This window comes from Brevibacterium sp. LAARM2_SD2, assembly GCF_057364785.1.
Window position 1 is genome coordinate 26,471 of record NZ_JBNFOM010000007.1, and the last position, 25,613, is coordinate 52,083.

Sequence of the window (25,613 nt, forward strand, 5' to 3'; positions counted from 1 at the left end):
TCACTGCTTCCCGAAGACGGGATTGTGGACCTCGCCGAGGTTGATGTGCACGGCCTGCTGGTCGGTGTAGAAGTCGATCGAGCGGTATCCGCCCTCGTGGCCGAGGCCCGAGGCCTTGACGCCGCCGAAGGGGGTGCGCAGGTCGCGGACGTTGTTCGAGTTCAGCCACACCATGCCGGATTCGACGGCCTGCGCGAAGTTGTGGGCGCGCTTGAGGTCCGAGGTCCAGATGTACGCGGCGAGCCCGTACTTCGTGTCGTTGGCGAGCTCGAGCGCCTCCTCGTCGGAGGAGAACTTCGTGATCGCGACGACGGGGCCGAAGATCTCCTCCTGGTAGATGCGCGCGTCGGGGGTGACGTCGGCGAAGACGGTGGGCTGGACGAAGTTGCCGTCCTCGAAGCCCTCGGGGCGTCCGCCGCCGGCGACGAGGCGGCCCTCCTCCTTGCCGAGCTCGACGTAGGACATGACCTTCTCGTAGTGCTCGGGGTGGACGAGAGCGGCCACCTCGGTGTCGGGATCCGAGGGCAGACCGACCTTGACCCGCTTCGCCTGGGCGGCATAGCGCTCGACGAACTCGTCGTAGATCGAGTCCTCGACGAGGATGCGCGACCCGGCGGTGCAGCGCTCACCGTTGAGGGAGAAGACCCCGAAGATCGTCGCGTTGACGGCGGCGTCGAGGTCCGCGTCGGCGAAGACGACGGCCGGGGACTTCCCGCCGAGCTCCATCGACAGGCCCTTGAGCCACGGGGCGGCGTTGGCGAAGATCGCCTGGCCGGTCGAGGACTCACCGGTGAAGGAGATGAGCGGCACGTCGGGGTGCTTGACGAGGGAATCGCCCGCGAAGCCCTCTTCGCCGAAGCCGTTGACCATGTTGAACACGCCTGTGGGCAGGCCGGCCTCTTCGAAGATGCCCGGCCACAGGGACGCCGAGAGCGGGGTGAACTCGGCGGGCTTGAGCACGACGGTGTTTCCGGTCGCCAGCGCCGGGCCGAGCTTCCACGATTCGAGCATGAACGGGGTGTTCCACGGGGTGATGAGCCCGGCCACGCCCTTGGGCTTGCGGTTGACGTAGTTGGCCTGCCGTCCGGGCACCTTGTAGGCGTCGTCGGTCTGGGCGACGATGAGGTCGGCGAAGAAGCGGAAGTTCTCCGCGGCCCGGCGGGCCTGGCCCTTGGCCTGGGTGATCGGCAGCCCGGAGTCGTAGGACTCCATGGCCGCGAGCTCGTCCTCGCGGGATTCGACGATGTCGGCGATGCGGTTGAGCACGCGGGCCCGCTCGCGCGGGAGCATCGTCGGCCACGGACCCTCTTCGAAGGCCTTCTTCGCCGCGGCGACGGCGCGATCGATGTCGGCCTTCTTCCCCGAGGCGGCCTTGATGTAGGGCTGGTTCGTCACGGGGTTGATGACGTCGAACTCGTCGCCGTCGAGGGAGTCGACGAACTCGCCGTCGATGTAGTGGCGGATCTTCTCCGGCAGGTTGGCGGGAGCAGTGGTGGACGCAGTCATGACTTGTCCCTCTCTGTTGCTGTGGTGGCTTCTTGGTAGCTGTGCAGGGTGGCGGTGCGGTGGGCGCGGACGACGCGTTCGACCTCATCCGCCGAGGCGGCCGCTCGGATGAGTGCGATGATCCGGGAGTGCTCGTCGACGGATTCCCGGGCGCGTTCGGGAACGAAGGAGAACGTCGAGTTGCGCAGGTGGGCGAGCCGGTCCCATTCGACGCCGACGAGCGTGCGGAGGCGATCGTTGGGGCAGCGGGCGAAGAGCGCGGCATGGAACTCGTGGTTGAGCCGCGTGAACTCGACCGGGTCGAAGTCGTCGAGCAGGGCGAGCATCTGCTCGTTGAGCGCCTCGGCGGCGGCGAGGTCAGTATCGGTGATGTGGGTGAGCGCCTGCGCCGTCGCCGCGCCCTCGAGGATCGCGACGGCCTCCATCGACTGGACGTACGACCCGTGGTCGACCATCGCCACCCGCGCTCCGACATTGCGCTCGAAGGTGACGAGACCGTCGGCTTCGAGCCTGCGGATCGCCTCCCGCACGGGCACGACGGAGGTGTCGAGGTCGACGGCGATCTGCGAGAGCACGAGCTTGTCGCCGGCGTCGAACGTGTGGTCCCCGATGCGCTCGCGGATCCAGTTGTACGCGAGCTCGGCCTTGCTCAGGCGCTGGCCGAGCGGGGCGGCCTCGGCGGTCATCGTGAGCTCTTCCATTCCTCGAACTTCGCCTTCCACTCACCGGTCGGCGGGAAGAGACCGTCGACGGGATTGCCGGCGGCGACCTGATCGGCGACCCAGCCGTCCTCGGTCTCCTTCTCCAGCGCTGCGTCGACGACCTCCTCGGCGAGGTCACGCGGGATGACGATGACCCCGTCGTCGTCGCCGACGATCACATCGCCGGGCAGGACGGTGGCGCTGCCGCAGGCCACGGCGACATCGGACTCCCACGGCACATGCTTGCGACCGAGCACCGCGGGGTTCTTCGCGGTCGCGAACACGGGGAGGATGCCGGCCACCTCGGCGGCATCGCGGACGCCCCCGTCGGTGACGACCCCGGCGGCGCCGAGGGACTTCGCGCGGAGGGCGAGGATGTCACCGAGCGTGCCCGATCCGGACTCGCCGCGGGCCTCGATGACGATGACCTCGCCGGGCTTGAGGGAGTCGAAGGCGCGCTTCTGCGCGTTGTAGCCTCCCCCGTGGGACTTGAAGAGGTCCTCCCGGTTGGGGACGAAGCGCAGGGTCTTGGCGACCCCGACGAGCGTCGTGCCCGGCTTGAGCGGACGGACCCCGTCGATGACGACGTTGTTGAGGCCGCGGGCGCGCAGCTGCGCGGACAGACCCGCGGTCGGCGCCTTCTCCAGCTTCTCGCGCAGCCCAGCGGGCAGGGATCCGTCGTCCTCCGGCGGGAGGCCTGCCTCCTCGCGGGAGCCCCACGCATCGGCGGCGAGCGCCTCGGTGACGGCCGGAGTGCTGCCCAGCGCTGCGTCGAAGTCGCCGGGACCCTCGACGACCTCGGTGCGCAGGCGTCCCGAGCTCAGCTGCTCCCCCGACGCCGAGGAGGCGCCGGTGACCTCGACCTCGACGACATCGCCGGGGGCGACGACGGTCGAGCCGGCCGGGGTGCCGGTGAGGATGACGTCCCCGGATTCCAGCGTGAAGTGCTGGCTGAGGTCGGCGATGATCTGGGTGAGCGGGAAGATGAGCTGGTCGGGGCCGGTGTCGTCGTCCTGGACGAGGGAGCCGTTGACCCACGTCCGGATCGTCAGCTCCTGCGGGTCGACCTCGGCGGCGGGGATGAGGTTCGGACCCAGCGGGGTGTAGCCGTCGCGGCTCTTCGAGCGCACGTTCGACCCCTTGTCAGGGGTCTTGAGGTCGTAGAGACCGAAGTCGTTGGACGCGGTGACGCCGGCGACGTGATCCCACGCCTCATGCGCGGTGACCCGATGGGCGGGGCTGCCGATGACGACGGCGATCTCGCCTTCGAACGCGAGCAGCTTCGTGCCGGCGGGGCGCTCGATCGTCGCTCCGCTCGGGGCGACCGAGCTCGCGGCCTTGAGGAAGTACGAGGGTGCGGCGGGGCGCTTGCCGCGCTGGGCCGAACGGGACTCGTACGCCACGTGGACGGCGATGATCTTGCCGGGGCGGGAGGGCACTGCAGTCGACATCGAAACCTCGTTCTCTCGTCGTTGATTGATTGAATCGTATACGATGCTTTGCCACTGGACAAGGGCTTGTCGTGATTTCCTGGATTCGCGTGCTTGATCGTATATGAACTGATACGATCTCAATCACAGTGTGCGTGATGGATCACTCGAGACGCACGAGGGTGTGTGAGAAACCGGAGGCTGATATGCACTTCCATCAGAACGGCTACGTGTCCGCGGATCCGCGGATCGAGGAGGCGGCGGGGTACGGCATCGACCGACCCGAAGCCCTGCCCGACGAGGTCGACGTCCTCATCGTCGGCAGCGGACCGGCGGGCATGGTCGCCGCCGCACAGCTCGCCCAATATCCCGAGGTCAACACCCGGATCATCGAGAAGCGCGACGGGCGCCTCGTCATCGGCCAGGCCGACGGCATCCAGGCGCGCTCGGTCGAGACGTTCCAGGCGTTCGGCTTCGCCGAGGAGATCATGCGCGAGGGCTACCACATCACGGAGATGGCCTTCTGGAATCCGGATCCCGAGAACCCCGATCACATCATCCGCACCGGCCGTCCCAAGGACGACGAGACCGGCGTCAGCGAGTTCCCGCACCTCATCGTCAATCAGGCCCGCGTTCTCGACTACTTCGCGCAGTTCGCCAAGCAGTCCCCGGCCCGCATCGAACCCGACTACGGCATCGAGTTCGTCGACCTCTCCGTCGAGGATCCCGCCACCGCCGCCGATCCCCAGCACCCGGTGTCGGTGACCGTGCGCTACACCGCCGGTGAGCGCGCCGGCCAGCAGCGCACGATCCGCGCCGGCTTCGTCATCGGCAGCGACGGCGCCCGCTCCGGGGTGCGCTCGGCGATCGGCCGGACGATGTCCGGTGACCAGGCCAACCATGCGTGGGGCGTGATGGACGTTCTCGCCAACACCGACTTCCCCGACATCCGCACGAAGTGCGCGATCTCGTCGAAGCACGGCAACATCCTCCACATCCCCCGCGAGGGCGGTCATCTCTTCCGGATGTACGTCGACCTCGGCGAGGTGCCCGTCGATGATGCGCGCAAGGTGCGCCAGACGAGCATCGAGGAGATCATCGCGAAGGCGAACGCCATCATCGCCCCCTACTCGCTCGACGTGAAGAACGTCGCGTGGCACAGCGTCTACGAGGTCGGCCACCGCCTCACCGACGCCTTCGACGACACCGACGAGTCGGTCCCGGACTCCCCGTGCCCGCGCGTGTTCATCACCGGCGACGCCTGCCACACGCACTCGGCGAAGGCCGGTCAGGGCATGAACGTCTCGATGCAGGACGGCTTCAACATCGCCTGGAAGCTCGGGCAGGTCGCGACCGGCCGGTCGTCGTCCGAGCTGCTGCGGACCTACTCCGCTGAGCGCCAGGTCACCGCGAAGAACCTCATCGACTTCGACAAGGAGTGGTCGACGCTCATGGCCACCCCGCAGGATCAGCTGCCGGACAAGGCCTACCTCGAGGACTTCTACGTCAAGACCGCGGAGTTCCCCGCCGGCTTCATGACCGAGTACACGGAGTCGATGATCACTGCCTCGACGGCCAACCAGGAGCTCGCGGCGGGCTTCCCCGTCGGCAAGCGCTTCAAGTCCGCGCGCGTCAACCGCGTCGTCGACTCCTACCCCCTCCACCTCGGGCACGAGGCGAAGGCCGACGGCCGCTGGCGGATCTACGTCTTCGCCGACGGGGCGACCCCGGGTCAGGAGACCGACGCCGAGGCGCTCAACGGAGTTCCCGGCCTCGCCGACTGGCTCGAATCCGATCCCGCCTCCCCGCTCGTGGCCTACCGCCGCACCGGCGAGGACGTTGACGCCCTCGTCGAGCTCAAGGTCATCTACCAGCAGCCGCACACGGAGTTCGACTTCACCGACGTGCCCCCGGTCTTCCGCCCCTTCGTCGGGAAGTACAGCCTCGAGTACCTCGAGAACATCTACGCGGCCCTGCCCGATGACGACATCTTCGACACCCGCGAGATCAGCCGTGACGGTGCCGTCGTCGTCGTGCGGCCCGACCAGTACGTCGCCGGCATCTACCCGCTGAGCGCCCGTGAGGAGATCGGGAAGTTCTTCGCCGGGGTCTTCCTCCCCGAGAGCTGAGAGCCGGCCTGTCTGAGAGCTGGCTGATGACCGGGGCGAAGGCCTCGGATTGGCACTGCGCCTGTGGCAGGGTGGTCGTATGGCTACGAATGAGAAGAGCATCACAGTCACCCGTGTCATCGACCACCCCACACAGGAGATCTTCGACGTCCTCACCCTCCCGGAGAACCACGAGCAGTTCGACGGTTCGGGGATGGTGCGGGCGGCGGAGAAGTCCCAGCGCATCCAGGGCGTCGGCGACGTCTTCGTCATGAACATGTTCGCCGACGCGATGGGCGGCGACTACCGGATGCACAACCATGTCACCGCGTACGACGCGAACAAGATGGTCGGGTGGCAGCCGGCTCAGTCGGACAATCCGAAGGAGCCCGGCGGCTGGGAATGGGTCTACGAGCTCAATGCGGTCGGCCCCGACAGCACCGAGGTGACGCTGACCTACGACTGGTCGAAGGTCGACGACCCGAAGCTGCTCTCCCTGTTCCCCGTCGTCAGCGAGGACCAGCTCGACGAGTCGCTCAACCGCTTGGCCGCCGCCGTCTCCGGGAGCTGACGCAGCCACTTTCGGCAGGCGACACCGCCGTCTCCGACTGTCGACCTCAGAAGCGCGAGCCCGAGTACTTCTCGGCGTGCCTGCGGTGACGGCAGTGCCGGCTGCCGTAGAGGCCGAAGATGCCGCCGACGATGAGGGCCGTGCTGCCGAGCGCCCACAGCACCGCCCCGGGCGCCGGATAGCCGATCTCCATCCCGCCGACCCAGCGACCCTGCTCGTCCATCCCGTCCCACATGAAGAACGGCGGGTCGAGCAGCATGAGGGTGAGCGCCACGAGGAGCACGAGCCCGAGGATCACCGCCGCCGGGGACCACATGACGAGTGAGCGTGAGATCCATGCGGTGACCGCGCACGCGATGATCGCGATCCACGGCAGCAGGAACGCGACATCGCTCGTCTCCGGGGCGATCGGCTGCTCGCCGAGCGAGGTGATGACGAGGCGGGGACCCTCATGGTTCCCGCTGTCGAGCACGGGCACCCAGATCATCGCCACCCAGGACGCGAGCGCGACGAGCGGCAGCCACCGCGCCACCCACCGCGACCGTCGACCGCGCGGCAGCAGCTGCGTGCCGACGGGTGCGGGGCGGTCCACGGTGTTCATGACCACCATCCTCGGTTTCACCTGCCGCCGGCCGGTGACGAGGATGTTGCAGAACTGTCACCCGGCCGTCTCACCCGGCCGCGTCATCCGGCGCGAGCGCGGATCTGCGTGCGGAGGACCTCCTCGGCGTGGGAGCGGGCGCGTCGCCGCGGCGGCGGGCGCACCGGGTCTCTCACCGACCACGCCGGGGCCGCGTCCGGCTCGAGCAGACCGGCGAAGACCCGACGCCAGTCACTCGCACCGCCGTCTGGAGGACCGGCGCCGGCCATCCCGCGGTTCGACCGCCGCGGATGCTTCATCCGTATGAGCAACGGCGGGGTCGTCGTCGCGTACCTCCGCCCGGTCGGGGTCGTCACCGTCAGGCCCGTCGCGGTCGCCTCGTGCGACCACCCGGGGTGCTCCTTCGCGTAGTTGCAGGAGGCGCACAGTCCCGAGCCGTTCTCCCACGAGGTGTCACCGCCGGCGGCGAACGGCTGAGCATGATCGGCGTGCTTGATCGGGGCATCGCACCACGGGGTCCGGCACCGATCGTCGCGGAAGATCACCATCTGCCGCAGCCGCCCAGTGAAGGCCCGCGAGCGCGATTCGGTGCCGACGAGCTGACCGTCGGTCACGCTCGTGAACATCCGCCTGATGAACACCTCCGCCTCGTTCGCGGCGAGGAACGTCCGCGCGGACTCCGCCGGCAGCGGCCCGAATCCGGGCATCCACGCCGGCACCATCCCGTCGGCGAAGAGCGACTCGGCGTCGATGACGACGTGGACCTCCGTCGGCACCGCCGCGGCCCTCGTCTGCCCGGTCAGCCGCTCGACGAAGCCGTCGGCCATGATCTGCGGGTGCCGCCGACCGTGCGCCTCCCCGGCGGCGATCACCGCATCCGCCTCGGCCTTCAGCCCCGTCCACACGGCCACGGCCTGCGGCAGCGGGAGGATCGCGCTCACCCGCCCCATGCCGTCGGCGAGCGTTGTCAGCGACACCCGCCGGTGAGCGGCGGCACGCTCCGCCTTCTTCGCGGCATCCGCGGCGTCGACCTGCATCGCCAGTGCCCGCACCTCGGTGCGCAGACCGCGCGGCCCCGACTGGCCGAGGCTCTCCCGCATCCGCGGCCCCGATCCCCCGGGTCGAGCGTCGCCGTCTCCTCGACCATGATCCGCGCCCGGTCCGCGGAGATCTCCCCGGCCGCCAGCGCTGCATAGGTGCCGGGCAGTTCGGTGACGAGCGCCTGGGCGGCGGTGAGGAACTTCCGCCCCGACCCCGGTGAGACCCGCTTGGCCAGCCCCACCTCGTCCCCGGCGCGCACACCCCACTCCTGGACGGGCAGTCCGTTCAGCCGGTCCCGGTCCCGGCGCAGCTCGGCGAAGGCGACGGCCTCAGCCGACTGGGCGGCGGCGATCGTCGCGGTGAGCTCCTCGAGCGCGGTGATCCGCGCGAGCGCCTCGTCCTCGGACTCCGCCGCCGCGGCACCGCGCAGGAATCCGCTCAGCCGGGCCACCTCGGCGAGGTAGTCCGACGCCCCGTCCGGGACAGGCGCCCCACCGGCGAGGGCAGGTTCGAAGTCCATGACCGCACCCTAGGGCACGGTCCTGACATGAGATCTCCGACCTCGGTGACCTGGGACGACACGCCACCCGGGCGTCACGCCCCGGCTTTGATCCTCCGCATGATCATGTCCATCGCGACGATGTTGTGGCCGCCCTCGGGGACGATGAGATCGGCGTTGCGCTTCGAGGGTTCGACGTAGAGCTCGTGCATCGGCTTGACGGTGCCGAGGTACTGCTCCTCGACGGATTCGAGCGTCCGACCCCGTTCGATGACATCGCGTTTGATCCGCCGCAGCAGCCGGACGTCGGCATCGGTGTCGACGAAGAGCTTGATGTCGAGGAGTTCGCAGATGCGCGGCTCGGCGAGGATGAGGATGCCCTCGACGATGATGACCGGGGAGGGCTGGACGACGGTCGTGTCCGTGCTCCGGTTGTGGTTGGAGAAGTCGTAGATCGGGCTCTCGACCGACCGCTGGCTGCGCAGCGCGAGGAGATGGTCGACGAAGAGGTCGTTGTCGAAGGCGTCGAGGTCGTCGTAGTTGACGCGCTCGCGCTCGGCGAAGGTGAGATCGTCCTGCCGGCGGTAGTAGTTGTCGTGGTAGAGCACCGAGGACACGCCGACGCATTCGGCGAGCAGCGCCCGGGTCAGCGTCGTCTTCCCGCTGCCGGTGCCCCCGGCCACGCCCACAGTCAGAATCTCCACGGTCGCATATTCCCTCGTCTCGCCCGAATGTCTCCCCAAATCTACCCGATGCGGCTCGTGTCCGACCCCTCCGATAGGGTGGAGGAAAGCTGCCGGAGCCGCGTCAAGGAGGTGGTCGTCGATGGATTCCGACTCTCGATTGTGCCGCCCCTCCCCCATGCCCTGACGCCTGCCGTCCGATCTCTCCTCCGCAGGCGTCGATCGACGACTGCCCGGAGACGAATATGGACGCGTCCACCATCCGCACCCTGACCGCTGACCGTGAGCTGCCGCGCCTGGCCGCAGCCGTGCGCCGCCTCGGCTCATCGGCGACCACCGACCTCATCGCACAGCTGCCCGCCACCGAGGCGGCTGTCGTCTTCCGACTCCTGCCGAAGACCGTCTCCGTCGACGTCTTCGACCGCCTCGACCGCGGCACGCGCTCCGACCTCATCACCGCGCTCGGCACCACGGAGCTGACGACGATCTTCGCCGACCTCGACCCCGAGGACCAGAGCCGCCTCGTCGACGAGCTCCCCGCCGGTGTCGCAACGAAGCTGCTCTCCGCGGTTTCCCCTGCCGACCTCGACGCGGTCATGGCCGTCGCCGGCTACGACCGGAACTCGATCGCCCGCCGGATGTCTCCGACGGCCGTCGTGGCGTGGGCAGACGACACCGTCGCCGAGGTGGCCGACCGGATCCGCGCCGCCGACGTCGATCTCGCCGACGTCCGCCTCCTCCCCGTCCTCACCGCCGACCGCACCCTCATCGGGACCCTCGACGCGCTCGCACTCCTCCGGTGCGACCCGCACGCCCCGGTCACCTCGGCGATGGACCCGCTCGAGACAGTCACGCACACGAGCGAGGACCGGGAGACGGCAGCCCGGGCGGCCCTGCGCGACGGCGTGCCCGTCCTGCCCGTGTGCGACAGCGAGAACCGCCTCGTCGGGATCGTGCCGATCGACGACGCGGCCCGGATCATCGCCGAGGCCGACGAAGCCGACTTCGCGCTCTCCGGCGGCACCCAGCCGCTCTACCGCCGGTACCTGCCGACCCCGATCCTCACGATCGCCCGCACGCGCATCGTCTGGCTCCTCGTCCTCGCCGTGTCCGCCGTGCTCACCGTCCACGTCCTCGAGATCTTCGAATCGACGCTCGCCGAGGTGGTCGCCCTCGCCCTCTTCATCCCCCTGCTCACCGGGATCGGCGGGAACACCGGCTCGCAGGCGGCGACGACCGTGACGCGGGCGCTGGCGATGGACGAGGTGGGGCTGCGGGACTTCGCGCGGGTCGCGGCCAAGGAGTTCACGACGGGCCTGGCCCTCGGCGTCCTCCTCGCCGTCCCCGCGTTCGCGATCGCCTCCCCGCTCTACGGCCTCGACATCGGGACGATCATCGGCCTCACCCTCATCGTCAACTGTCCGATCGCCGCCCTCGTCGGCGGGTCGATCCCGCTGGCCGCCAAAGCGTGCCGCGTCGATCCGGCGGTCGTGTCGACCCCGTTCATCTCGACGTTCTGCGATGCCAGCGGACTGCTCGTCTACTTCACGATCGCCATCACGATCATGGGCCTGTGAGCGCTGCGCGGAAGGCCGGGTCAGCCGAAGTGCTGGGTCAGCTGCGCCCACAGCTCGTGGTCGAAGCGACGGCGGGCGAGAAGACCGGACATGTGGCGCACGGCGTTGTCGACCTTGCCCCGCCACACCTCGATGGCCTCCCGCGCATCCCCGCGGGAGAGTGCCCGGAAGATGCCGCGGTCGTCGGCGAGGATCCGGTCGCTGGCCGGTGAGTAGTCGAGCCTCAAAACGGAGATGAAGAGGCGCAGACGCAGGGTGAGCGATTCGAAGGCCCGCGCGCTCTGCCGCAGCCCCGAGGCGCGCGCGAGCTCCTGCTGGAAGTGGAGGTCGGCGTCCTCGACGTCGATGCCGCTGCGCGTCGCCGCCGAGGCCTCGACCTGCCGGAGGGCGAGCTGGACGGGGACGAGGAACCGCTGCGGGCGCAGGGCGAGGGACCGCAGCAGCACCTCGCCGACGGCCATCCGCGCCGCGTAGAGGTCGAGGACGTCGACGGTCGTGATGAGCGGGATCCTCGCCCCGCCGCGGGTGCCGTCGAGCAGTCCGTCGTCGACCATCCGCCGCAGTGCGGCATCGACCGAGGACCGCGGCACCTCCATGCGGCGGGAGAGCAGCTTCGGGCTGATCCGGTCCCCGGGTTCGTAGCCGGAGTCGATGATCTCCTCGCGCAGGGCGATCGCGAGGTGCTCGGTGATCGAGCGGGTCGCGCTCGGCAGCCACGAGGAGATCTCCATTGAGTCAGAACTCGTGGAAGTTTTCGGCGCTTCGGTCTGCCGCCCGGCCTGCCAGTTCACCCCTTCGAAGCCGTGGCGCACGCGCCCGGAGACGAGGTCGAGGAGCGAGCCGGGAATGTCCTGACTGTGTGCGAACGCCTCCTTGAGCGCGGTGACGAAGGCGTCGATGTCACGGTGGAGGGAGAGGTGGCTGAGATGCGGAGCGTGCTCGAACGATGCGGCGACGACCTCGGCGGCTCGCCGAGGGGGTCGAAGACGACGAGCCGCAGGTCGCTCGGGGCGACTCCGGGCACGCCGTCGCGGATGATCGTCATCGCCGCCTCATCGGCCTGCCGGTGCTCGCTGCCGAAGCGCTGGGACCACCGGGTGACCCCGGCCGAGCGCAGCGCGGCGACGAGCCCGGCGATGCGCCGCTGGATCCGCCTGGCCGGGACCGCCGGGCCGGGCTCGGCACCTGCACGTCGGCGGAAGCCGACGACGATGAGCGGGAACCCGCCGACCGCGGCGACGACCTCGTCACCGCCGCCCCCGGCCACCCGGACCTCGGCGAGACGAGCCGAGGACACCGTGAGGTCCCGCATCGCCCGGGTCACGATGCTCTGGCTCAGGCCCGTCGCCTCGGCGAGCGCCCGGGTCGAGAAGTCCGGTCCGGAGATGCGGGCGCCCGCGGTTCCCACGAGCGCTTCGACGACCTGGGCGGCGGTGCTCTGGATCTGCGGCCGGCCGCTGCGGGGACGGTCGCCGAGGTCGGCGCGGCGGACCCAGCGACGCAGACTCGACTCGGACACCCCCGCTTCCGCGGCCGCCTCGGCGATCGAGGTCACCGCCGCGCGAACGACGGTCTGACGACGGAACTCGGGCGTGTACATGACCCGATTCTACCCGCGCGCTCACGACTTCTGACTCAAATTATTCGGCGGGCGGTCGCCAGCCATTCACCCCGCATTCGGGGCGGCGCATACTGAGGGAAATCCCGCTGGAACCCCGTCACGACAGTAAGGACGACCCACGTTGCTGCACACAGACACCGACCTCGAACAGCTCACCGCGGCCTCGGTCGACACCGTCCGCAGATGGCTGCGAGTGGCCACGAACAAGACCGCTGCGAAGAACCCCGCGGGCGAACGCCTCTCGGCCGTCCTCTCCGACCCCAATGGGCTCGACTTCACCGTCGGGTTCGTCGACCGCGTCGTGCGCACCGATGACGTCCACGCCGCCGCCGATGCGCTCGCCGAGGTCGGCAGGCTCGCCCCGGAGACGATGTCGAAGCTCGACCGCGCGCAGATCAAGGCCGGCGCGGCCCTGGCGAAGGTGATGCCGCAGGTCGTCGTGCCCGCCGCCCGCACGCGCCTGCGCCAGATGGTCGGCCACATGGTCGTCGACGCCCGCGACAAGCCGTTCGGCTCGACCGTCGCCAAGCTCACCGGTGAGGGCCACCGCCTCAACATCAACCTCCTCGGCGAGGCCGTGCTCGGCGATGCCGAAGCCGACCACCACCTCGAGGAGACGCACCGCCTGCTCGCCCGCGACGACGTCGACTACGTCTCCGTCAAGGTCTCCTCGGTCGCCTCGCAGCTGTCGATGTGGGCCTTCGACGAGACCGTCGACTACGTCGTCGACCGCCTCCGCCCGCTCTACGCCCAGGCCGCGAAGGCCCCGACGGGCGCGAAGTTCGTCAACCTCGACATGGAGGAGTACCGGGACCTCGAGCTCACGCTCGCCGTGTTCACCCGCCTGCTCTCCGAACCGGAGTTCACCGACCTCGAGGCCGGCATCGTCATCCAGGCCTACCAGCCCGACGCCCTCGGGGCGATCCAGCGGCTCAGCGAGTTCGCGAGCCGGCGCGTGGCCGCCGGCGGCGCCGGGATCAAGGTCCGCCTCGTCAAGGGCGCGAACCTCGCGATGGAGACCGTCCACGCCGAGGTCGCCGGCTGGCCGACGACGACGTGCGATTCGAAGCAGAGCACCGACGCGAACTACAAGCGCGTCCTCCACTGGCTCTTCACCCCCGAGCGCATGGAGGGCCTGCGCATCGGCGTGGCCGGCCACAACCTCTTCGACATCGCCTTCGCCCACCACCTCTCCGTCGCCCGTGAGGTCACCGACCGCGTCGAGTTCGAGATGCTCCAGGGCATGGCCACCGAGCAGGCGGCCGCCGTGACCGAGGACGTCGGGGACCTCCTCCTCTACGTGCCCGCCGTGCACCCGAAGGAGTTCGACGTCGCGATCTCCTACCTCGTGCGCCGCCTCGAGGAGAACTCCGCGACGGAGAACTTCATGTCCGGCATCTTCGAGCTCGCCAACGGCAATGCGATCTTCGACCGCGAAGCCGACCGCTTCCGCGCCTCGGTCGCGCAGCTCGAGTCCGAGCTCGCCCGCGACGGCGAAGCCGCACCGCTGCCGAACCGCACCCAGGACCGCTCCGCCGCCCACGTCGCCGGACCCGCCCAGGTCGTCTTCGCCAACGAACCCGACACCGACCCGTCGCTGCCGGCCAACCAGAAGTGGATCCGGTCGATCATCGCCGAGGCGACCGCACCGGGCTACCTCGACTCCCGTCCGGCCGCGCCGACGATCGCATCGACCGACGAGATCGATGCGATGATCGCTCGCGGTCGCACCGCCGCCGCGGACTGGCGTGCCCTCGGGGCGGCAGCGCGTGGGGAGATCCTCCACCGCGCCGCCGAGATCTTCGCCGCCCGCCGCGGCGAGTTCATCGCCGTCGAGGCCGCCGAGGTCGGGAAGATGCCGTCCCAGTCGGATCCCGAGATCTCCGAGGCGATCGACTTCATCCGCTACTACGCGCTCCACGCCCTCGAGCTCGAGAAGCTCGAGGGGGCGACGTTCACGCCCGATGAGATGGTCGTCGTCACCCCGCCGTGGAACTTCCCCATCGCGATTCCGACCGGCGGCACCGTCGCGGCCCTCGCCGCCGGCTCCGCGGTCATCCACAAGCCCTCGGGTCCGACCCCGTACTGCTCGGCGCTCATCGTCGACGCCCTGTGGGAGGCAGGCGTCCCGCGCGACGTCCTCCAGCTCAGCGCGCCGATCGAGCGAGAGCTCGGTCAGCACCTCGTCTCCCACCCGGATGTCGACCGCGTCATCCTCACGGGCGCCTCGGAGACGGCCGCGCTGTTCAAGTCCTTCCGCCCCGAACTCCACGTCAACGCCGAGACCTCGGGCAAGAACGCCCTCATCATCACCCCGGCCGCCGACCGCGACCTCGCCGTCGCCGACCTCGTGTACTCCGCATTCGGCCACGCCGGGCAGAAGTGCTCGGCGGCGTCGCTCGGCATCATGGTCGGATCGACGTACGACTCCGAGCGCTACCGCAAGCAGCTCATCGACGCCGCGTCCTCGATGGTCGTCGACTGGCCGGCCAACCTGTCGGCGACGATGGGTCCGCTGACCGAGGACCCCTCGGACAAGCTGCGTCGCGCGCTGACGACGCTCGAGCCCGGCGAGTCGTGGCTGCTCGAGCCCAAGCAGCTCGACGGCACCGGCCGCCTGTGGAGCCCGGGCATCAAGGACGGGGTCAAGCCCGGGTCGTTCTTCCACCTCACCGAGGTGTTCGGTCCGGTCCTCGGCCTCATGCACGCCCGCGACCTCGACGAGGCCATCGAGTTCCAGAACGCCGTGGACTTCGGTCTCACCGGCGGCATCCACTCGCTCGATCCCGATGAGGTCCGTCAGTGGGTCGACCGCGTCGAGGTGGGCAACGCCTACGTCAACCGCGGCATCACCGGCGCGATCGTCCAGCGCCAGTCCTTCGGCGGTTGGAAGCAGTCGTCTGTCGGTCTGGGGTCGAAGGCCGGCGGCCCGAACTACCTCATGCTCTTCGGTCACTACACCGACGATCCGGCGACCCTGCCCGGTTCGGTCGGCGACGGTCAGAGCCTCGAGCGCGCCCAGGCCGACGACCGCCGCTGGTTCGACGCCGAGTTCGGTGCCGCGAAGGACCACACGGGACTGCGCTCGGAGGCGAACATCTTCCGCTACCGTCCGCGCCCGGTCACCCTGCGCGTCACCGCGGCGGCGACGGCGTTCGACCTCGAACGCTCGCTCTCGGCCGCGCAGACCGTCGGCTCGACGGTGCAGCTGAGTGTGGCCACGGACATCTCGGCGGACGTGAAGATCGCCGTCGAGCGCTCGGGTGCGGCCTCCCGCGTCGAATCGGCTGAGGCGTTCGCATCGATGGTCGCCGACGGCCGCTACGACGACACCGTGGGCGCGCGCATCCGCGTCCTCGGCACGTACGAGCCGGAGCTGCTCGCGGTCGCAGCAGAGCGCCCCGAGGTCGCCGTCATCGACGAGCCCGTCACCTCCTCGGGTCGCGTCGAGCTGCGCTACTACGTCCAGGAGCAGGCCGTGTCGATGACGCTGCACCGCTTCGGCAACCCGAGCCGTGACTTCCACGAGCTCGCCGCCGAGCTCAAGGCGTGATCATCCGAGCCTGATCGCCGCGGACACACCAAGGGCGCTCAGCCACCTCTGACCCAGGCGGCTGAGCGCCCTTCGCCGTTCCCTCAGGCCCAGTCGACTCCCTCAGGCCCAGTCGACGTCGTCGGACGTCAGCCAGCTGAGGGGATTGACGTTGCGCCCGTTGGTGATCGCCACGGACAGGTTGTTCGCCAGGTAGCGGTCCTCGGAGACCTCGAGCGGGCGGCCTGCCGCGTCCCGGCTGCGACGGACGTGGCGCAGCAGCGGACGGCCGCGGGCGACGTCGAGCAGCGCCGCATCCTGGATGCCGCAGACGATGGCGGAGAAGACGTGGTCGGCTCCGGCGAAGACGATGCCGTGGACGTCGGCGAGGTGACGGGTGACCGATCCGAGGTCCGCGGGCAGCGCCTCGATGATCTGCCCGAGGCGCTCGGGGTAGCGGGTGCGCTCGACCATGACCTTCTCTCCGTCGAGCGTGCGCACGCGCAGCACCGCGAGCACCCGGGCGCGCGGATCGACGCTGAGCGCAGCAGCGGTCCGCTCGCCCGCGATCTCCCAGCTCTGCTCGATGACGAGTCCGCCGGGAGTCCGTCCGTGGGCGCTGGCCCATTGGGCGAAGCTGCGGAACTCCTCGGCGATCGCGGCGGGCCGGGGCACCCGGAGCACCGATTTGCGCACGCCGCGCCGGCCGCTGATCGTGCCTTCGGCGACGAGCAGTCTCAGCGATTCGCGCACAGTGCCGGGAGCGACGCCGAACTCCTCGGCGAGCACCGTCTCGGCGGGCAGATTGTCCCCGACCGCCAGCCGTCCCTCGCGGATCGCGTCACGGATCTGCTCGGCGATCTGCTCGTAGCGCGCACCCGGCTGGCCGTTCGCCGCCGCCTGTCCCGTGGTCATGGGCCCCCTCTCCACTCCCGCCATCATTCCACTCTGCCAGAACGGGCCCGGAACCCGGGTCCGCGAATTCACCGAGTCGTCACCACGCTTCCACTCCACGGTCAATGTTCACTGGTGAAGTACAACTGTCGCACTCAAGTTCACCAGTGAACTTATTGTGTGATCCGCCCGACATCTTCTAGGGTGGGAATCGTTCCGCCCCTTCCGCACGACCCGAGTGCGCCCTGCGCACACAGTCCGAAAGGCGAGTTCAACCATGTCCAGAATCACGCGCACGCTCACTGCAGTCGCAGCCGCAGGAACCCTTGCCGTTCTCGCAGGATGCGGATCCGCCGCCGCCGAATCCGATGAGTCGGCCAACTGGCGCCAGGCCACATCCGTCGCCGAGGGCGGGGGCATGGATGCCCTCGTGACCGCGGCACAGGCCGAAGGCACCCTCAACGTCATGGGCCTCTACCCCGACTGGGCGAACTACGGGGGCCTGCTCGACGCGTTCTCGGAGAAGTACGGCATCGAGATCAACAACGACACGTCCTCCGGCTCGAGCCAGGACCAGATCAATGCGGTGAAGAACCGCGTCGGCCAGGACACCTCGCTCGACTACCTCGACACCGGCGAGTCCTTCGCCGTGACCTCGACGAACGAGGAGCTGCTCGCGAACTACACCCCGGAGACCGCCGGTGACCTGCCGGAGACCATGAAGTCCGCCGACGGCACGTGGTACAACCACCTCGGCGGCACGGTGGGCATCGGCTGCGACGCCGCCGCCGTCGAGACCTGCCCGACGAGCTTCGCCGACCTCCTCGATCCGCAGTACGAGGGCCAGGTCGCGCTGCCGGGCGATCCCACCACAGGTGAATCGGGCTTCATGATCGTCTATGCCGCGGCACTGGCCAACGGCGGCAGCCTCGATGACATCCAGCCCGGGATCGACTACTTCGCGCAGCTCTCCGACTCGGGCAACCTCATCCCGTCCGAAGCGGTCTCCGGCACGGTCGAGACCGGGGAGACGCCGATCGTCCTCAACTGGGATTACCTGTTGCTGCAGTGGGCCGACGACGTCCGGGACTCCGGCGTCGACTTCACGACGACGATCCCCTCCGATGGGACCGTGTCCTCGTACTATGCCGCTTCGGTCAACGCCGACGCCCCGCACCCGGCTGTCGCCCGCCTGTGGCAGGAGTTCGTCTTCAGCGACGAGGGGCAGAACCTCCTGCTCCAGGGCTACGTCAAGCCCGGCCGCCTCGACGCGATGGTCGACGCCGGAACCGTCGACGAGGAGGCGCTCGGCAAGCTGCCCGAAGCCGCGACGAGCGAACCGGCACCGCAGCCGAACGAGGAGCAGCGCGCCTCGCAGCAGCAGGTGCTCGCCGACAACTGGGCCCAGGCCGTCGGATGACCCTGCCGGTCGCAGCCCCCTCCCGTCCGGGTCGGCGAGTCCTCTCGCCGGCCTGGGCGGCCCTGGCGCCGCTGACGCTCATCCTCACGGTCTTCTTCGCCGTGCCCGTCATCGGCATGGTCGTCACCTCGCTGCTCGTCCCCGGTGACGCGGGGCAGGAGCCGAGCCTCGGGTTCGCGAACTTCACCTCGCTCGGCTCGGGCTCACGGTCGCTGGCCCTGCAGAACAGCCTCGTCCTCTCCTTCGCCGCGGCGACGGTCGCGATGGTCGCCGGCGGGATCTGCGCATGGGCGCTCTCAGCTGTGCGGTCGAAGGTCGTCGGCGCGATCGCCGCGGTCGTCTCGAGCGTGCTCGCCAACGACGGCGGGGTGCCGCTGGCGTTCTCCTTCATCGTCGCCGTCGGCAACACCGGCTACTTCGTCTCGCTGCTCACCGCGCTCGATCCGTCCTTCACCCTCTACAGCGTCAAGGGCCTCATCCTCATGTACCAGTACTTCCTCATCCCGACGATGATCCTGCTCACCCTCCCGAGCTTCATCGCCCTCAAGCGGGAGTGGCGGGAGGCGAGCGCGTCCCTCGGGGGCACGTCGTGGGTCTTCTGGCGACGGGTCGGGATCCCGGTCCTCACCCCCGCCGTGCTCGGCGCGTGGCTGCTGATGTTCGGGGCCGCCTTCGGCACCCACGCCTCAGCGGCGGTGCTCATCGGCACCGGAGCGTTCCCGCTCATCCCCCTCGAGATCGCCGGCCAGCTCGCGAGCTCCGCAGCCACCGGCGGCGAGGGCACGGCGATGGCGCTCGGCGTGACGACCGGGGTCGTCGCCGTCATCGTGCTCATCGCCTTCAACGCCCTGACGAAGAGGAGCGCCGCATGGCTCGATCGCTGAACCCCCGCCTCGGCGAGAGCAGGACCGCCCGCACCCTCACCTGGCTGCCGCTCATCGCCCTGGCGATCTTCGTGCTCACCCCGCAGCTGAGCTCGCTGACGTATGCGTTCTTCCGGACCGACGGCACGTTCACCACGGACGGGCTGAGGGGACTGGCCGACTCCGGAGCGATCGTCGCCCCGCTCATCCGCAGCCTCCTCATCGCCGCGCTCACCTCCCTCGTGCTCATCGGCACGCTCGTCCCGGCCGTCGTCGCCGTCCACCTCTGGGCGCCCCGACTGCGGTCGCTGCTCTCCATCCTCTGCACCCTGCCGCTCGTCATCCCCGCGATCGCCATCGCCGCCGGCATGACGACGGTGCTGCGGGGACTCGCGTCGAACGGCCGGGGCAGTCTCGGCATGGAGATCAACCTCCTCCTCCAGGCGGAGAACCTGCCGCTCGTGCTCGTCGGCACCTACGTCATCCTCTGCCTGCCGTTCACCTACCGCTCGATCGACGCGGGACTCTCCTCCCTCGATCTGCGCACCCTCCACGAGGCCTCGGCCTCCCTCGGCGCGGGCCTGCAGACCACGCTGGCGCGCGTCGTCGTGCCCAACATCCGCGGGTCGGTGATGTTCTCCGCGTTCTACGCCTTCGCGCTCTCGATCGGGGAGTACACGATCGCGGCCACTCTCTCGATCAACACTCTGCCCGTCTACCTCAACACCCTCTCGGACGCGAACTTCCGCGGGTCGATCACCCTGTCCGTCCTGCTCAACCTCACCACCTGGCTGCTGCTCGCGACCGCGACCATCAGCGCCTCACGATTCGACCGACGCAGCCTCGGCGACGCGGCAACCCCCGCCGCCCCGGCCGCCGCGCCGCAGAAGGAGACCCAGCCCGCATGATCCAGACGACCGCTCCGGAGCAATCGCGCCCGGCCGCAGCACTTGCCTCCGACCCGAAGTCCGTGACCTTCCGCGGTGTGGTCAAGTCCTTCGGGACCACCCGCGTGCTCACCGACGTCGACATCGACATCGCCGCCGGGTCGATGGTGAGCTTCCTCGGGCCCTCCGGGTGCGGGAAGACGACGACCCTGCGCATCCTCGCCGGATTCGAGTCCGTCGACTCCGGCGATGTCCTCGTCGGCGGGCGATCCGTCCTCGGGCTCCCGCCCAACCGCCGCGACATGGGCATGGTCTTCCAGGGCTACAGCCTCTTCCCCAACCTCACGGTGAGCGAGAACATCGAATACGGTCTGCGCATCCGGAAGGTCGATGCCGGCGCGCGCGCTGCCCGCCGCGACGAGCTCCTCGAGATCTGCGGCCTCGGCAATATGGGGCCCCGCTTCCCCCACCAGCTCTCCGGCGGTCAGCAGCAGCGCGTGGCACTCGCCCGGGCGCTGGCGACCCAGCCGCAGGTCCTCCTCCTCGACGAACCCCTCTCGGCACTCGACGCCACGGTCCGCGCCGCGCTGCGCGACGAGATCCGGCGGGTGCAGCAGTCCCTGGGCACGACGACGGTCTTCATCACCCACGATCAGGGCGAGGCGCTCGCGATCGCCGACCGCGTGGCCGTGATGAGCGCCGGACGCATCGCACAGCATTCGGCTCCCGAGACCGTTTACGCCCGCCCGGCCACCCCGTTCGTCGCCCGCTTCGTCGGCACCGTCAACGAGTTCGCCGTCCCCGCGACCTGGCGCCCGGACGATCGGCTGCCGGATGACCCCGACGGCACCGAGGTCGTCTTCGTCCGCCCCGAGCACCTCGCGATCACACCGTCGCCCGACGGGGCGTTGGCGGTCACCGGCACGACCTACACCGGCGAGCGCACGATGGTCCGGCTCGGCCGCCCCGACCGCCTCGGCGCCGGACCGGGTGCCTGGTCGGCGTCGCTGTCCTCGGCCGATGCCGCGCAGCTGCGCCCCGGGGACCGCGTCAGCGCCCGGATCACCGCCGCTCCTGCCCTGCGGGTTCCGCGCGCCGAGGCGGGTGGGGCGTGGGCGTGATCGACACCGCTCTGCCCGTCCGTGCGGCGATCTTCGACTGCGACGGCATCCTCGTCGACTCGGAGCGGCCCTGGCTCGACCTCATGGCGTTCCATCTCGAGCGGCTCGGCGCCGACCGGGCCGCCGCGGAGTCCTTCCGCGGTCTCACCGCCGCCGAGGCGGTGGCCCGTCTCGACGCAGTGCGCACCGGCACCGCCCCGGTCCCCGCTGTCGCCGAGGTCGACCGCGCCTACAGTGCCGCCCTGACCGCGGTGTCGGCCCCGATGCCGGGGCGCCCGAGCTCGTGCGCGCGCTCTCCGGCGCCGTGCCGATCGCGGTGGCGAGCAACGGTCGCCGCGCGGACGTGCGCGGGCTGCTCGACCGGACGGGACTGCTGCCGCTCTTCGACGAGGTCGTCACGATCGACGACGTCGACCGCGGGAAGCCGTTCCCCGACATCTACGAGCAGGCCGCCCGGGCGCTCGGCCTCACCTCCGCCGCGGCCGTCGCGTTCGAGGACTCGCGCGTCGGGTCGCAGGCCGCTCACACCGCCGGGTGCACCGTCATCGGCGTCAATGCCGATCCGTCCATCGCCCTCGTCTCCGCCGTGCGCCTGGCGGATCTGACGCAGCTGCGCTTCGATCCTGCGACCTCCACCCTCCACCTCGACTCCCGAAGGGGCGATGACCGATGACCTTCACCCTCCAGACCTGGAACGTGTGGTTCGGCGGCCGGGAGGTGAACTTCGGCCAGGACAAGCAGTACGCGATCGCCGCGCAGTTCCCCGCCGAGATCCTCGCCGTCCAGGAGTGCTGGGGAGCCGCGGCCGAAGCGCTCGCCCCCAAGCTCACCGCCGCCCTCGCCCAGTCCGGCCCGGACGTCGCAGTGCTGAGCACCGGGGAGGCCACGGCCGTCGACGACACCGATACGACGCCCTTCGCGCAGGCCGCCCTCGTCCGACCGGTGCCCGAAGGCCCGCAGATCCTCGTGTGGTCCGTCCACCTCGCGCCCTACCCGTACGGTCCCTATCAGGCGCTGGCCGGCCGGGGACAGGAGATCGCCGACGCCGAGGAGGCTGAGCGTCTCGCCCAGATCACCGCGGTGCTCGCAGAGACAGAGCGCATCCTCACCGCCGCGGGCGACCCGGAGATGCCCGTCGTCATCAGCGGCGACTTCAATGCCCCGGCGACCCTAGACTGGCACGCGCGAGCGGACCGGCCGAACACCCGGTGGGCGAGCACCGACGCCGTGCTCGCCGCCGGGTTCGTCGACACCTATCGGCACATCCATCCGGACCCGGCCGCGACTCCCGCCGACACATGGTCCCCGATCGAACCGCTGCCCACAGGAGACGGCGGCGGCGAACCGCGGGACAGGATCGACTTCGTCTTCTCCCGCGGACTCGACGTGCTCGACTCGGTGGTCCGCGGCTGCGTGGCCGCCGGCGAGGAGCACCCGCGCTCCGGGTTCGCCGATGTCGGCGGACGCTGCGCTCTCATCCCCGGTCAGCGGGACAATCGGTTTCCCTCCGACCATCAGCTCGTCGAGACGCGGTTCGCGTTCCGTGTCGGTCCCGGAGTGTAGGCTCGGTCACAGTCAGCGCGTTCAGTGGACTGCCCGAGTGTTCACATCGCGTTCACATGGTTGCCGTCGGCGTCGACCAGTGGGCCGATAGGGTGCAAGGGATCCGTCCGTCGCGTCCGCGCGTGCCCACTGATCCCGAAAGGCCTCCATGAAAGCCTCGTCCTCCCTCGCCTCCGCCGCCGCTCTCGGCCTCGTCGCCGGCCTCGGACTCGTCCTGCCGGCCGCCTCGGCGAGTGCTGCGACCGCTCCGCACATCAGCGAGATCGGCTACACCCTCGACACCGACTTCATCGAGATCGCCGCCGACCCCGGCACCGACCTCTCGGGATGGACCGTCGGCTCGGTGACCCGCGGCGGCAGCGTCCAGGCGGCGGAGAACGTCACCACGGTCCCCGACGGCACGACCGTCGGCGACTCCGGTGCCCTGGCCGTCGAGGTGCCGATCACGAACTCCGTGAACTCCGGATCGGCCGCCGACGGCAGCTACGGGGCCTCGGCATTCGCGATCGACGACGCGGGCACGCTCATCTCCTTCGACCAGATCGGCGGCGTCACCGGCGGCAGAGGCGTGACGGGCAGGGCGAACACCCACACCCCCGACCCCGTCGTCGACGAGGAGGCGACCCCCACGGGCGCCACGGCCACCGGCGGTCAGTCGATCCAGCTCATCGACGGGGCGTGGAGCGCGGCCCCGCCGACCCCGGACACCCTGCCCGACGACGGCGGCGACGGCGGCGACGGCGGCGGCCCGGCTCCTGAGGACGTCACCCCGATCGCCGACATCCAGGGCACCGAGGACGCCAGCCCGATGCAGGGTGAGACGGTGAAGACCCGCGGGGTCGTCACGGCCGCGTATCCGACCGGCGGACTCGGCGGCTACTTCGTCCAGACCGCGGGCTCCGGCGGGGCCGACGACGCCACACCCGGTGCCTCCGACGGCATCTTCGTCTACTCCCCCGACACCGTGGCCGACGTCAGCATCGGCGACTTCCTCGAACTCACCGGCACCGCCTCGGAGCGCTACGGGCAGACGCAGCTGACCGTCTCCGCCTCCGGGATGACCCGCCTCGACGAACCCGTCGAGGCGGTCAAGGCCGTCGAAGGCGCCTTCCCCGACGATGCCGCCGAGCGCGAGGCCCTCGAAGGCATGCTCGTCCAGCCCTCCGGCGAGCTCACCGTCTCCGACAACTACAACGCGAACACGTACGGCGAGATCGCCCTCGCCACCGGCGACGGCGTCCTGCGCCAGCCCACCGACGTTGCCCGACCCGGCAGCGCCGAGGCGGAGGCGATCGAGGCGGAGAACCTCGCCCGCGAGGTCATCCTCGACGACGGGGCGACCGTCGACTACCTCGACAGCGACCAGGACGTGCCCCTGCCCTACCTCAGTCAGGACGCCCCCGTGCGCGTCGGCGCGGCCGCGACCTTCACCTCACCGGTCGTCCTCGGCTTCGGGTTCGAGAAGTGGCGGTTCCAGCCGACGACGCAGCTCACCGGCGACAACGCCGAGGCGGTCCAGCCGGCGGAGTTCTCCGACACCCGCAGCGCGGCACCCGAGGAGGTCGGCGGCCAGGTCAGCCTCGCGAGCTTCAACGTCCTCAACTACTTCACGACGACCGGCGACCAGCTCTCCGGCTGCACCTACTACGAAGACCGCGAGGGCAACCCGATCACCGTCCGCGGCGGCTGCGATGCCCGCGGTGCGGCCAACGCGGAGAGCCTCGAGCGGCAGGAGACGAAGATCGTCGAGGCGATCAACGACCTCGACGCCTCGGTCGTCTCCCTCATGGAGATCGAGAACTCGGCCCGCTTCGGCAAGGACCGCGACTCCGCCCTGCAGACGCTCGTCACCCGCCTCAACGAGGCGGCCGGCACGGAGAAGTGGGCGTTCGTCCCCTCCCCGGCCGACCTTCCCGCTGAAGAGGACGTCATCCGCACCGCCCTCATCTATCAGATCGCCGAGGTGGCCCCGCAGGGCGAATCGGTCATCCTCGACGATGAGGACGCGTTCTCCAATGCCCGCGAACCCCTCTCCCAGGCGTTCGCGCCGAAGGACGACGCCGGCACCGCCGAGACGGAGAAGACGTTCGTCACCGTGTCCAACCACTTCAAGTCGAAGGGCTCGGGCGAGGGCCCGGGCAACGAGGACACCGGCGACGGTCAGGGCTTCTCGAACGCCGACCGCGTCAAGCAGGCCAACGCCCTCGTCGACTTCGCCGGGCAGCAGCAGACGGCGGCCGACACCGACTACGTCTACCTCCTCGGCGACTTCAACTCGTACACGCAGGAGGACCCCATGCAGGTCTTCTACGACGCCGGGTACAAGGACGTCGCCGCGGAGATGACCGATGGGTCGACGTACGTCTTCCAGGGACGCACGGGCAGCCTCGACCACGTGCTCGCCCTCGATGCGGGCGAGACCGAGACGGCATTCGACGCCGTCACCGGCGCCGACATCTGGGACATCAACTCCGTCGAGCCGATCGCCTCGGAGTACAGCCGGTTCAACTACAACGTCACCGACCTCTACTCCCCCGACCGCTACCGCGCCTCCGACCACGATCCCGTCCTCGTCGGGATCTTCGACCCCGAGAGCGGCACCGGCGGTGAGGACGCGGAGGCCTCGGCGGATGCAGACGCGGGTGCGGGTGCAGACGCGGGTGCGGCAGCAGCGGCTGACGGCGGCGCGGACGCAGGCGGCAGTGCCGACGCAGGTGCCGACGGCGGCCAAGACGACGCCGACGGAAGTCAGGACGACGGCGACGAGAACGGCTCCGGCTCGCAGAACGATGCCGACGAGAACGGCGGTTCCCAGGGCGCCGGCGACGAGAACGCGCAGAACACCGCGGGACCCGGCGGGAACCTGCCGCGCACCGGTTCGGAGCTCGCCCTGCCCGTGTCGATCGCCGCGGGACTCCTCCTCGTCGGGGCTGCCTCGGTGATCATCGCCCGGCGCCGCCGTGAGGGCGGTGCCGAGCACTGAGGATCGGCCGTC

21 protein-coding genes are annotated in these 25,613 nt (G+C 70.0%); 11 read left to right on the forward strand and 10 right to left on the reverse strand.

Annotation, left to right across the window (positions count from 1 at the left end; translation table 11 throughout):
- Genes hpaE through AC2W7K_RS06105 form a run of 3 tightly spaced genes read right to left on the reverse strand, consistent with a single transcriptional unit; the run spans nucleotide 1 to nucleotide 3,658 of the window.
- On the reverse strand, nucleotides 1-1,506 hold the full coding sequence (gene hpaE / locus AC2W7K_RS06095; protein ID WP_198500571.1) for a 5-carboxymethyl-2-hydroxymuconate semialdehyde dehydrogenase: 1,506 nt from the start codon (nucleotides 1,504-1,506) through the stop codon (nucleotides 1-3).
- The gene (locus AC2W7K_RS06100; protein ID WP_249120911.1) at nucleotides 1,503-2,207 is read right to left on the reverse strand and encodes a GntR family transcriptional regulator; all 705 of its coding nucleotides are present in this window, start codon (nucleotides 2,205-2,207) and stop codon (nucleotides 1,503-1,505) included. The genes hpaE and AC2W7K_RS06100 overlap by 4 nt, the downstream gene beginning before the upstream one ends.
- A complete protein-coding gene (locus tag AC2W7K_RS06105) occupies nucleotides 2,189-3,658 on the reverse strand; it encodes a fumarylacetoacetate hydrolase family protein (protein WP_211978101.1) in 1,470 nt (489 codons plus the stop codon). The genes AC2W7K_RS06100 and AC2W7K_RS06105 overlap by 19 nt, the downstream gene beginning before the upstream one ends.
- Before the next feature lie 185 nt (nucleotides 3,659-3,843).
- Here AC2W7K_RS06105 and AC2W7K_RS06110 point away from each other — a divergent pair, with 185 nt between their 5' ends.
- Both AC2W7K_RS06110 and AC2W7K_RS06115 read left to right on the forward strand, forming a co-directional pair.
- Nucleotides 3,844-5,766: an FAD-dependent monooxygenase gene (locus AC2W7K_RS06110; RefSeq protein ID WP_211978102.1), complete on the forward strand. Its 1,923-nt coding sequence runs from the start codon at nucleotides 3,844-3,846 to the stop codon at nucleotides 5,764-5,766.
- A 79-nt stretch (nucleotides 5,767-5,845) separates the two neighbouring features.
- Nucleotides 5,846-6,316 carry an SRPBCC family protein gene (locus AC2W7K_RS06115; RefSeq protein WP_211978103.1) on the forward strand — a complete coding sequence of 157 codons (471 nt, stop codon included), beginning with the start codon at nucleotides 5,846-5,848 and terminating at the stop codon, nucleotides 6,314-6,316.
- Between the two features lie 46 nt (nucleotides 6,317-6,362).
- On the opposite strand, the gene AC2W7K_RS06120 is transcribed toward AC2W7K_RS06115, so the two are convergent.
- The 4 genes from AC2W7K_RS06120 to udk form a co-directional block, all read right to left on the reverse strand.
- Nucleotides 6,363-6,917, reverse strand: coding sequence for a hypothetical protein (locus AC2W7K_RS06120; protein WP_137825149.1), 555 nt, complete (start codon nucleotides 6,915-6,917; stop codon nucleotides 6,363-6,365).
- 83 nt (nucleotides 6,918-7,000) lie between these two features.
- Nucleotides 7,001-7,954, reverse strand: a complete 954-nt coding sequence (locus tag AC2W7K_RS06125) for an HNH endonuclease (RefSeq protein ID WP_344258533.1) — start codon at nucleotides 7,952-7,954, stop codon at nucleotides 7,001-7,003.
- A complete protein-coding gene (locus AC2W7K_RS06130; RefSeq protein WP_344258477.1) occupies nucleotides 7,885-8,478 on the reverse strand; it encodes a hypothetical protein in 594 nt (197 codons plus the stop codon). Before AC2W7K_RS06130 ends, AC2W7K_RS06125 begins: the two co-directional genes overlap by 70 nt.
- 74 nt (nucleotides 8,479-8,552) lie before the next feature.
- Complete coding sequence (gene udk, locus AC2W7K_RS06135) at nucleotides 8,553-9,161, reverse strand: uridine kinase (protein ID WP_137825150.1); 609 nt, start codon at nucleotides 9,159-9,161, stop codon at nucleotides 8,553-8,555.
- A 224-nt stretch (nucleotides 9,162-9,385) separates the two neighbouring features.
- Here udk and mgtE point away from each other — a divergent pair, with 224 nt between their 5' ends.
- Nucleotides 9,386-10,717: a magnesium transporter gene (gene mgtE / locus AC2W7K_RS06140; RefSeq protein WP_486005881.1), complete on the forward strand. Its 1,332-nt coding sequence runs from the start codon at nucleotides 9,386-9,388 to the stop codon at nucleotides 10,715-10,717.
- Between the two features lie 20 nt (nucleotides 10,718-10,737).
- Here mgtE and AC2W7K_RS06145 read toward each other — a convergent pair whose 3' ends face one another.
- The gene (locus AC2W7K_RS06145) at nucleotides 10,738-11,448 is read right to left on the reverse strand and encodes a GntR family transcriptional regulator (protein WP_486005882.1); all 711 of its coding nucleotides are present in this window, start codon (nucleotides 11,446-11,448) and stop codon (nucleotides 10,738-10,740) included.
- Between the two features lie 56 nt (nucleotides 11,449-11,504).
- Complete coding sequence (locus tag AC2W7K_RS06150; RefSeq protein ID WP_486005883.1) at nucleotides 11,505-12,317, reverse strand: transposase; 813 nt, start codon at nucleotides 12,315-12,317, stop codon at nucleotides 11,505-11,507.
- Nucleotides 12,318-12,459: 142 nt separating this feature from the next.
- Here AC2W7K_RS06150 and AC2W7K_RS06155 point away from each other — a divergent pair, with 142 nt between their 5' ends.
- Entirely contained in the window at nucleotides 12,460-15,891 is a 3,432-nt protein-coding gene (locus AC2W7K_RS06155; protein ID WP_486005884.1) for a bifunctional proline dehydrogenase/L-glutamate gamma-semialdehyde dehydrogenase, read from the forward strand.
- 102 nt (nucleotides 15,892-15,993) lie between these two features.
- Here the strand turns inward: AC2W7K_RS06155 and AC2W7K_RS06160 are convergent, their stop codons facing one another.
- Nucleotides 15,994-16,785, reverse strand: a complete 792-nt coding sequence (locus AC2W7K_RS06160; RefSeq protein WP_486005885.1) for a GntR family transcriptional regulator — start codon at nucleotides 16,783-16,785, stop codon at nucleotides 15,994-15,996.
- 256 nt (nucleotides 16,786-17,041) lie between these two features.
- On the opposite strand from AC2W7K_RS06160, the gene AC2W7K_RS06165 reads away from it, so the two are divergent.
- From AC2W7K_RS06165 to AC2W7K_RS06195, 7 genes are all read left to right on the forward strand, one after another.
- Nucleotides 17,042-18,184: an extracellular solute-binding protein gene (locus AC2W7K_RS06165; protein WP_486005886.1), complete on the forward strand. Its 1,143-nt coding sequence runs from the start codon at nucleotides 17,042-17,044 to the stop codon at nucleotides 18,182-18,184.
- Nucleotides 18,181-19,068 carry an ABC transporter permease gene (locus AC2W7K_RS06170; RefSeq protein ID WP_486005887.1) on the forward strand — a complete coding sequence of 296 codons (888 nt, stop codon included), beginning with the start codon at nucleotides 18,181-18,183 and terminating at the stop codon, nucleotides 19,066-19,068. The genes AC2W7K_RS06165 and AC2W7K_RS06170 overlap by 4 nt, the downstream gene beginning before the upstream one ends.
- On the forward strand, nucleotides 19,053-19,955 hold the full coding sequence (locus AC2W7K_RS06175) for an ABC transporter permease (RefSeq protein WP_486005888.1): 903 nt from the start codon (nucleotides 19,053-19,055) through the stop codon (nucleotides 19,953-19,955). The genes AC2W7K_RS06170 and AC2W7K_RS06175 overlap by 16 nt, the downstream gene beginning before the upstream one ends.
- Nucleotides 19,952-21,055, forward strand: a complete 1,104-nt coding sequence (locus AC2W7K_RS06180; RefSeq protein WP_486005889.1) for an ABC transporter ATP-binding protein — start codon at nucleotides 19,952-19,954, stop codon at nucleotides 21,053-21,055. Before AC2W7K_RS06175 ends, AC2W7K_RS06180 begins: the two co-directional genes overlap by 4 nt.
- Entirely contained in the window at nucleotides 20,955-21,728 is a 774-nt protein-coding gene (locus AC2W7K_RS06185) for an HAD family hydrolase (protein ID WP_486005890.1), read from the forward strand. Before AC2W7K_RS06180 ends, AC2W7K_RS06185 begins: the two co-directional genes overlap by 101 nt.
- The gene (locus AC2W7K_RS06190) at nucleotides 21,725-22,618 is read left to right on the forward strand and encodes an endonuclease/exonuclease/phosphatase family protein (RefSeq protein ID WP_486005891.1); all 894 of its coding nucleotides are present in this window, start codon (nucleotides 21,725-21,727) and stop codon (nucleotides 22,616-22,618) included. The genes AC2W7K_RS06185 and AC2W7K_RS06190 overlap by 4 nt, the downstream gene beginning before the upstream one ends.
- Nucleotides 22,619-22,766: 148 nt before the next feature.
- Nucleotides 22,767-25,601 carry an ExeM/NucH family extracellular endonuclease gene (locus AC2W7K_RS06195; protein ID WP_486005892.1) on the forward strand — a complete coding sequence of 945 codons (2,835 nt, stop codon included), beginning with the start codon at nucleotides 22,767-22,769 and terminating at the stop codon, nucleotides 25,599-25,601.
- Nucleotides 25,602-25,613 lie beyond the last annotated feature (12 nt).

Excerpts from the sequence above, each read along its gene's own strand:
- AC2W7K_RS06110 (WP_211978102.1), top strand. The coding sequence starts at position 3,844 with ATGCACTTCCATCAGAACGGCTACGTGTCCGCGGATCCGCGGATCGAG.
- AC2W7K_RS06180 (WP_486005889.1), top strand. The coding sequence starts at position 19,952 with ATGATCCAGACGACCGCTCCGGAGCAATCGCGCCCGGCCGCAGCACTT.
- AC2W7K_RS06100 (WP_249120911.1), bottom strand. The coding sequence starts at position 2,207 with ATGGAAGAGCTCACGATGACCGCCGAGGCCGCCCCGCTCGGCCAGCGC.
- AC2W7K_RS06125 (WP_344258533.1), bottom strand. The coding sequence starts at position 7,954 with ATGCAGGTCGACGCCGCGGATGCCGCGAAGAAGGCGGAGCGTGCCGCC.
- AC2W7K_RS06130 (WP_344258477.1), bottom strand. The coding sequence starts at position 8,478 with ATGGACTTCGAACCTGCCCTCGCCGGTGGGGCGCCTGTCCCGGACGGG.
- AC2W7K_RS06190 (WP_486005891.1), top strand. The coding sequence starts at position 21,725 with ATGACCTTCACCCTCCAGACCTGGAACGTGTGGTTCGGCGGCCGGGAG.
- AC2W7K_RS06120 (WP_137825149.1), bottom strand. The coding sequence starts at position 6,917 with ATGAACACCGTGGACCGCCCCGCACCCGTCGGCACGCAGCTGCTGCCG.
- AC2W7K_RS06150 (WP_486005883.1), bottom strand. The coding sequence starts at position 12,317 with ATGTACACGCCCGAGTTCCGTCGTCAGACCGTCGTTCGCGCGGCGGTG.
- AC2W7K_RS06175 (WP_486005888.1), top strand. The coding sequence starts at position 19,053 with ATGGCTCGATCGCTGAACCCCCGCCTCGGCGAGAGCAGGACCGCCCGC.
- AC2W7K_RS06195 (WP_486005892.1), top strand. The coding sequence starts at position 22,767 with ATGAAAGCCTCGTCCTCCCTCGCCTCCGCCGCCGCTCTCGGCCTCGTC.
- AC2W7K_RS06105 (WP_211978101.1), bottom strand. The coding sequence starts at position 3,658 with ATGTCGACTGCAGTGCCCTCCCGCCCCGGCAAGATCATCGCCGTCCAC.
- mgtE (WP_486005881.1), top strand. The coding sequence starts at position 9,386 with ATGGACGCGTCCACCATCCGCACCCTGACCGCTGACCGTGAGCTGCCG.
- AC2W7K_RS06160 (WP_486005885.1), bottom strand. The coding sequence starts at position 16,785 with ATGACCACGGGACAGGCGGCGGCGAACGGCCAGCCGGGTGCGCGCTAC.
- AC2W7K_RS06170 (WP_486005887.1), top strand. The coding sequence starts at position 18,181 with ATGACCCTGCCGGTCGCAGCCCCCTCCCGTCCGGGTCGGCGAGTCCTC.
- AC2W7K_RS06185 (WP_486005890.1), top strand. The coding sequence starts at position 20,955 with ATGCCGCGCAGCTGCGCCCCGGGGACCGCGTCAGCGCCCGGATCACCG.
- hpaE (WP_198500571.1), bottom strand. The coding sequence starts at position 1,506 with ATGACTGCGTCCACCACTGCTCCCGCCAACCTGCCGGAGAAGATCCGC.
- AC2W7K_RS06115 (WP_211978103.1), top strand. The coding sequence starts at position 5,846 with ATGGCTACGAATGAGAAGAGCATCACAGTCACCCGTGTCATCGACCAC.
- AC2W7K_RS06165 (WP_486005886.1), top strand. The coding sequence starts at position 17,042 with ATGTCCAGAATCACGCGCACGCTCACTGCAGTCGCAGCCGCAGGAACC.
- AC2W7K_RS06145 (WP_486005882.1), bottom strand. The coding sequence starts at position 11,448 with ATGGAGATCTCCTCGTGGCTGCCGAGCGCGACCCGCTCGATCACCGAG.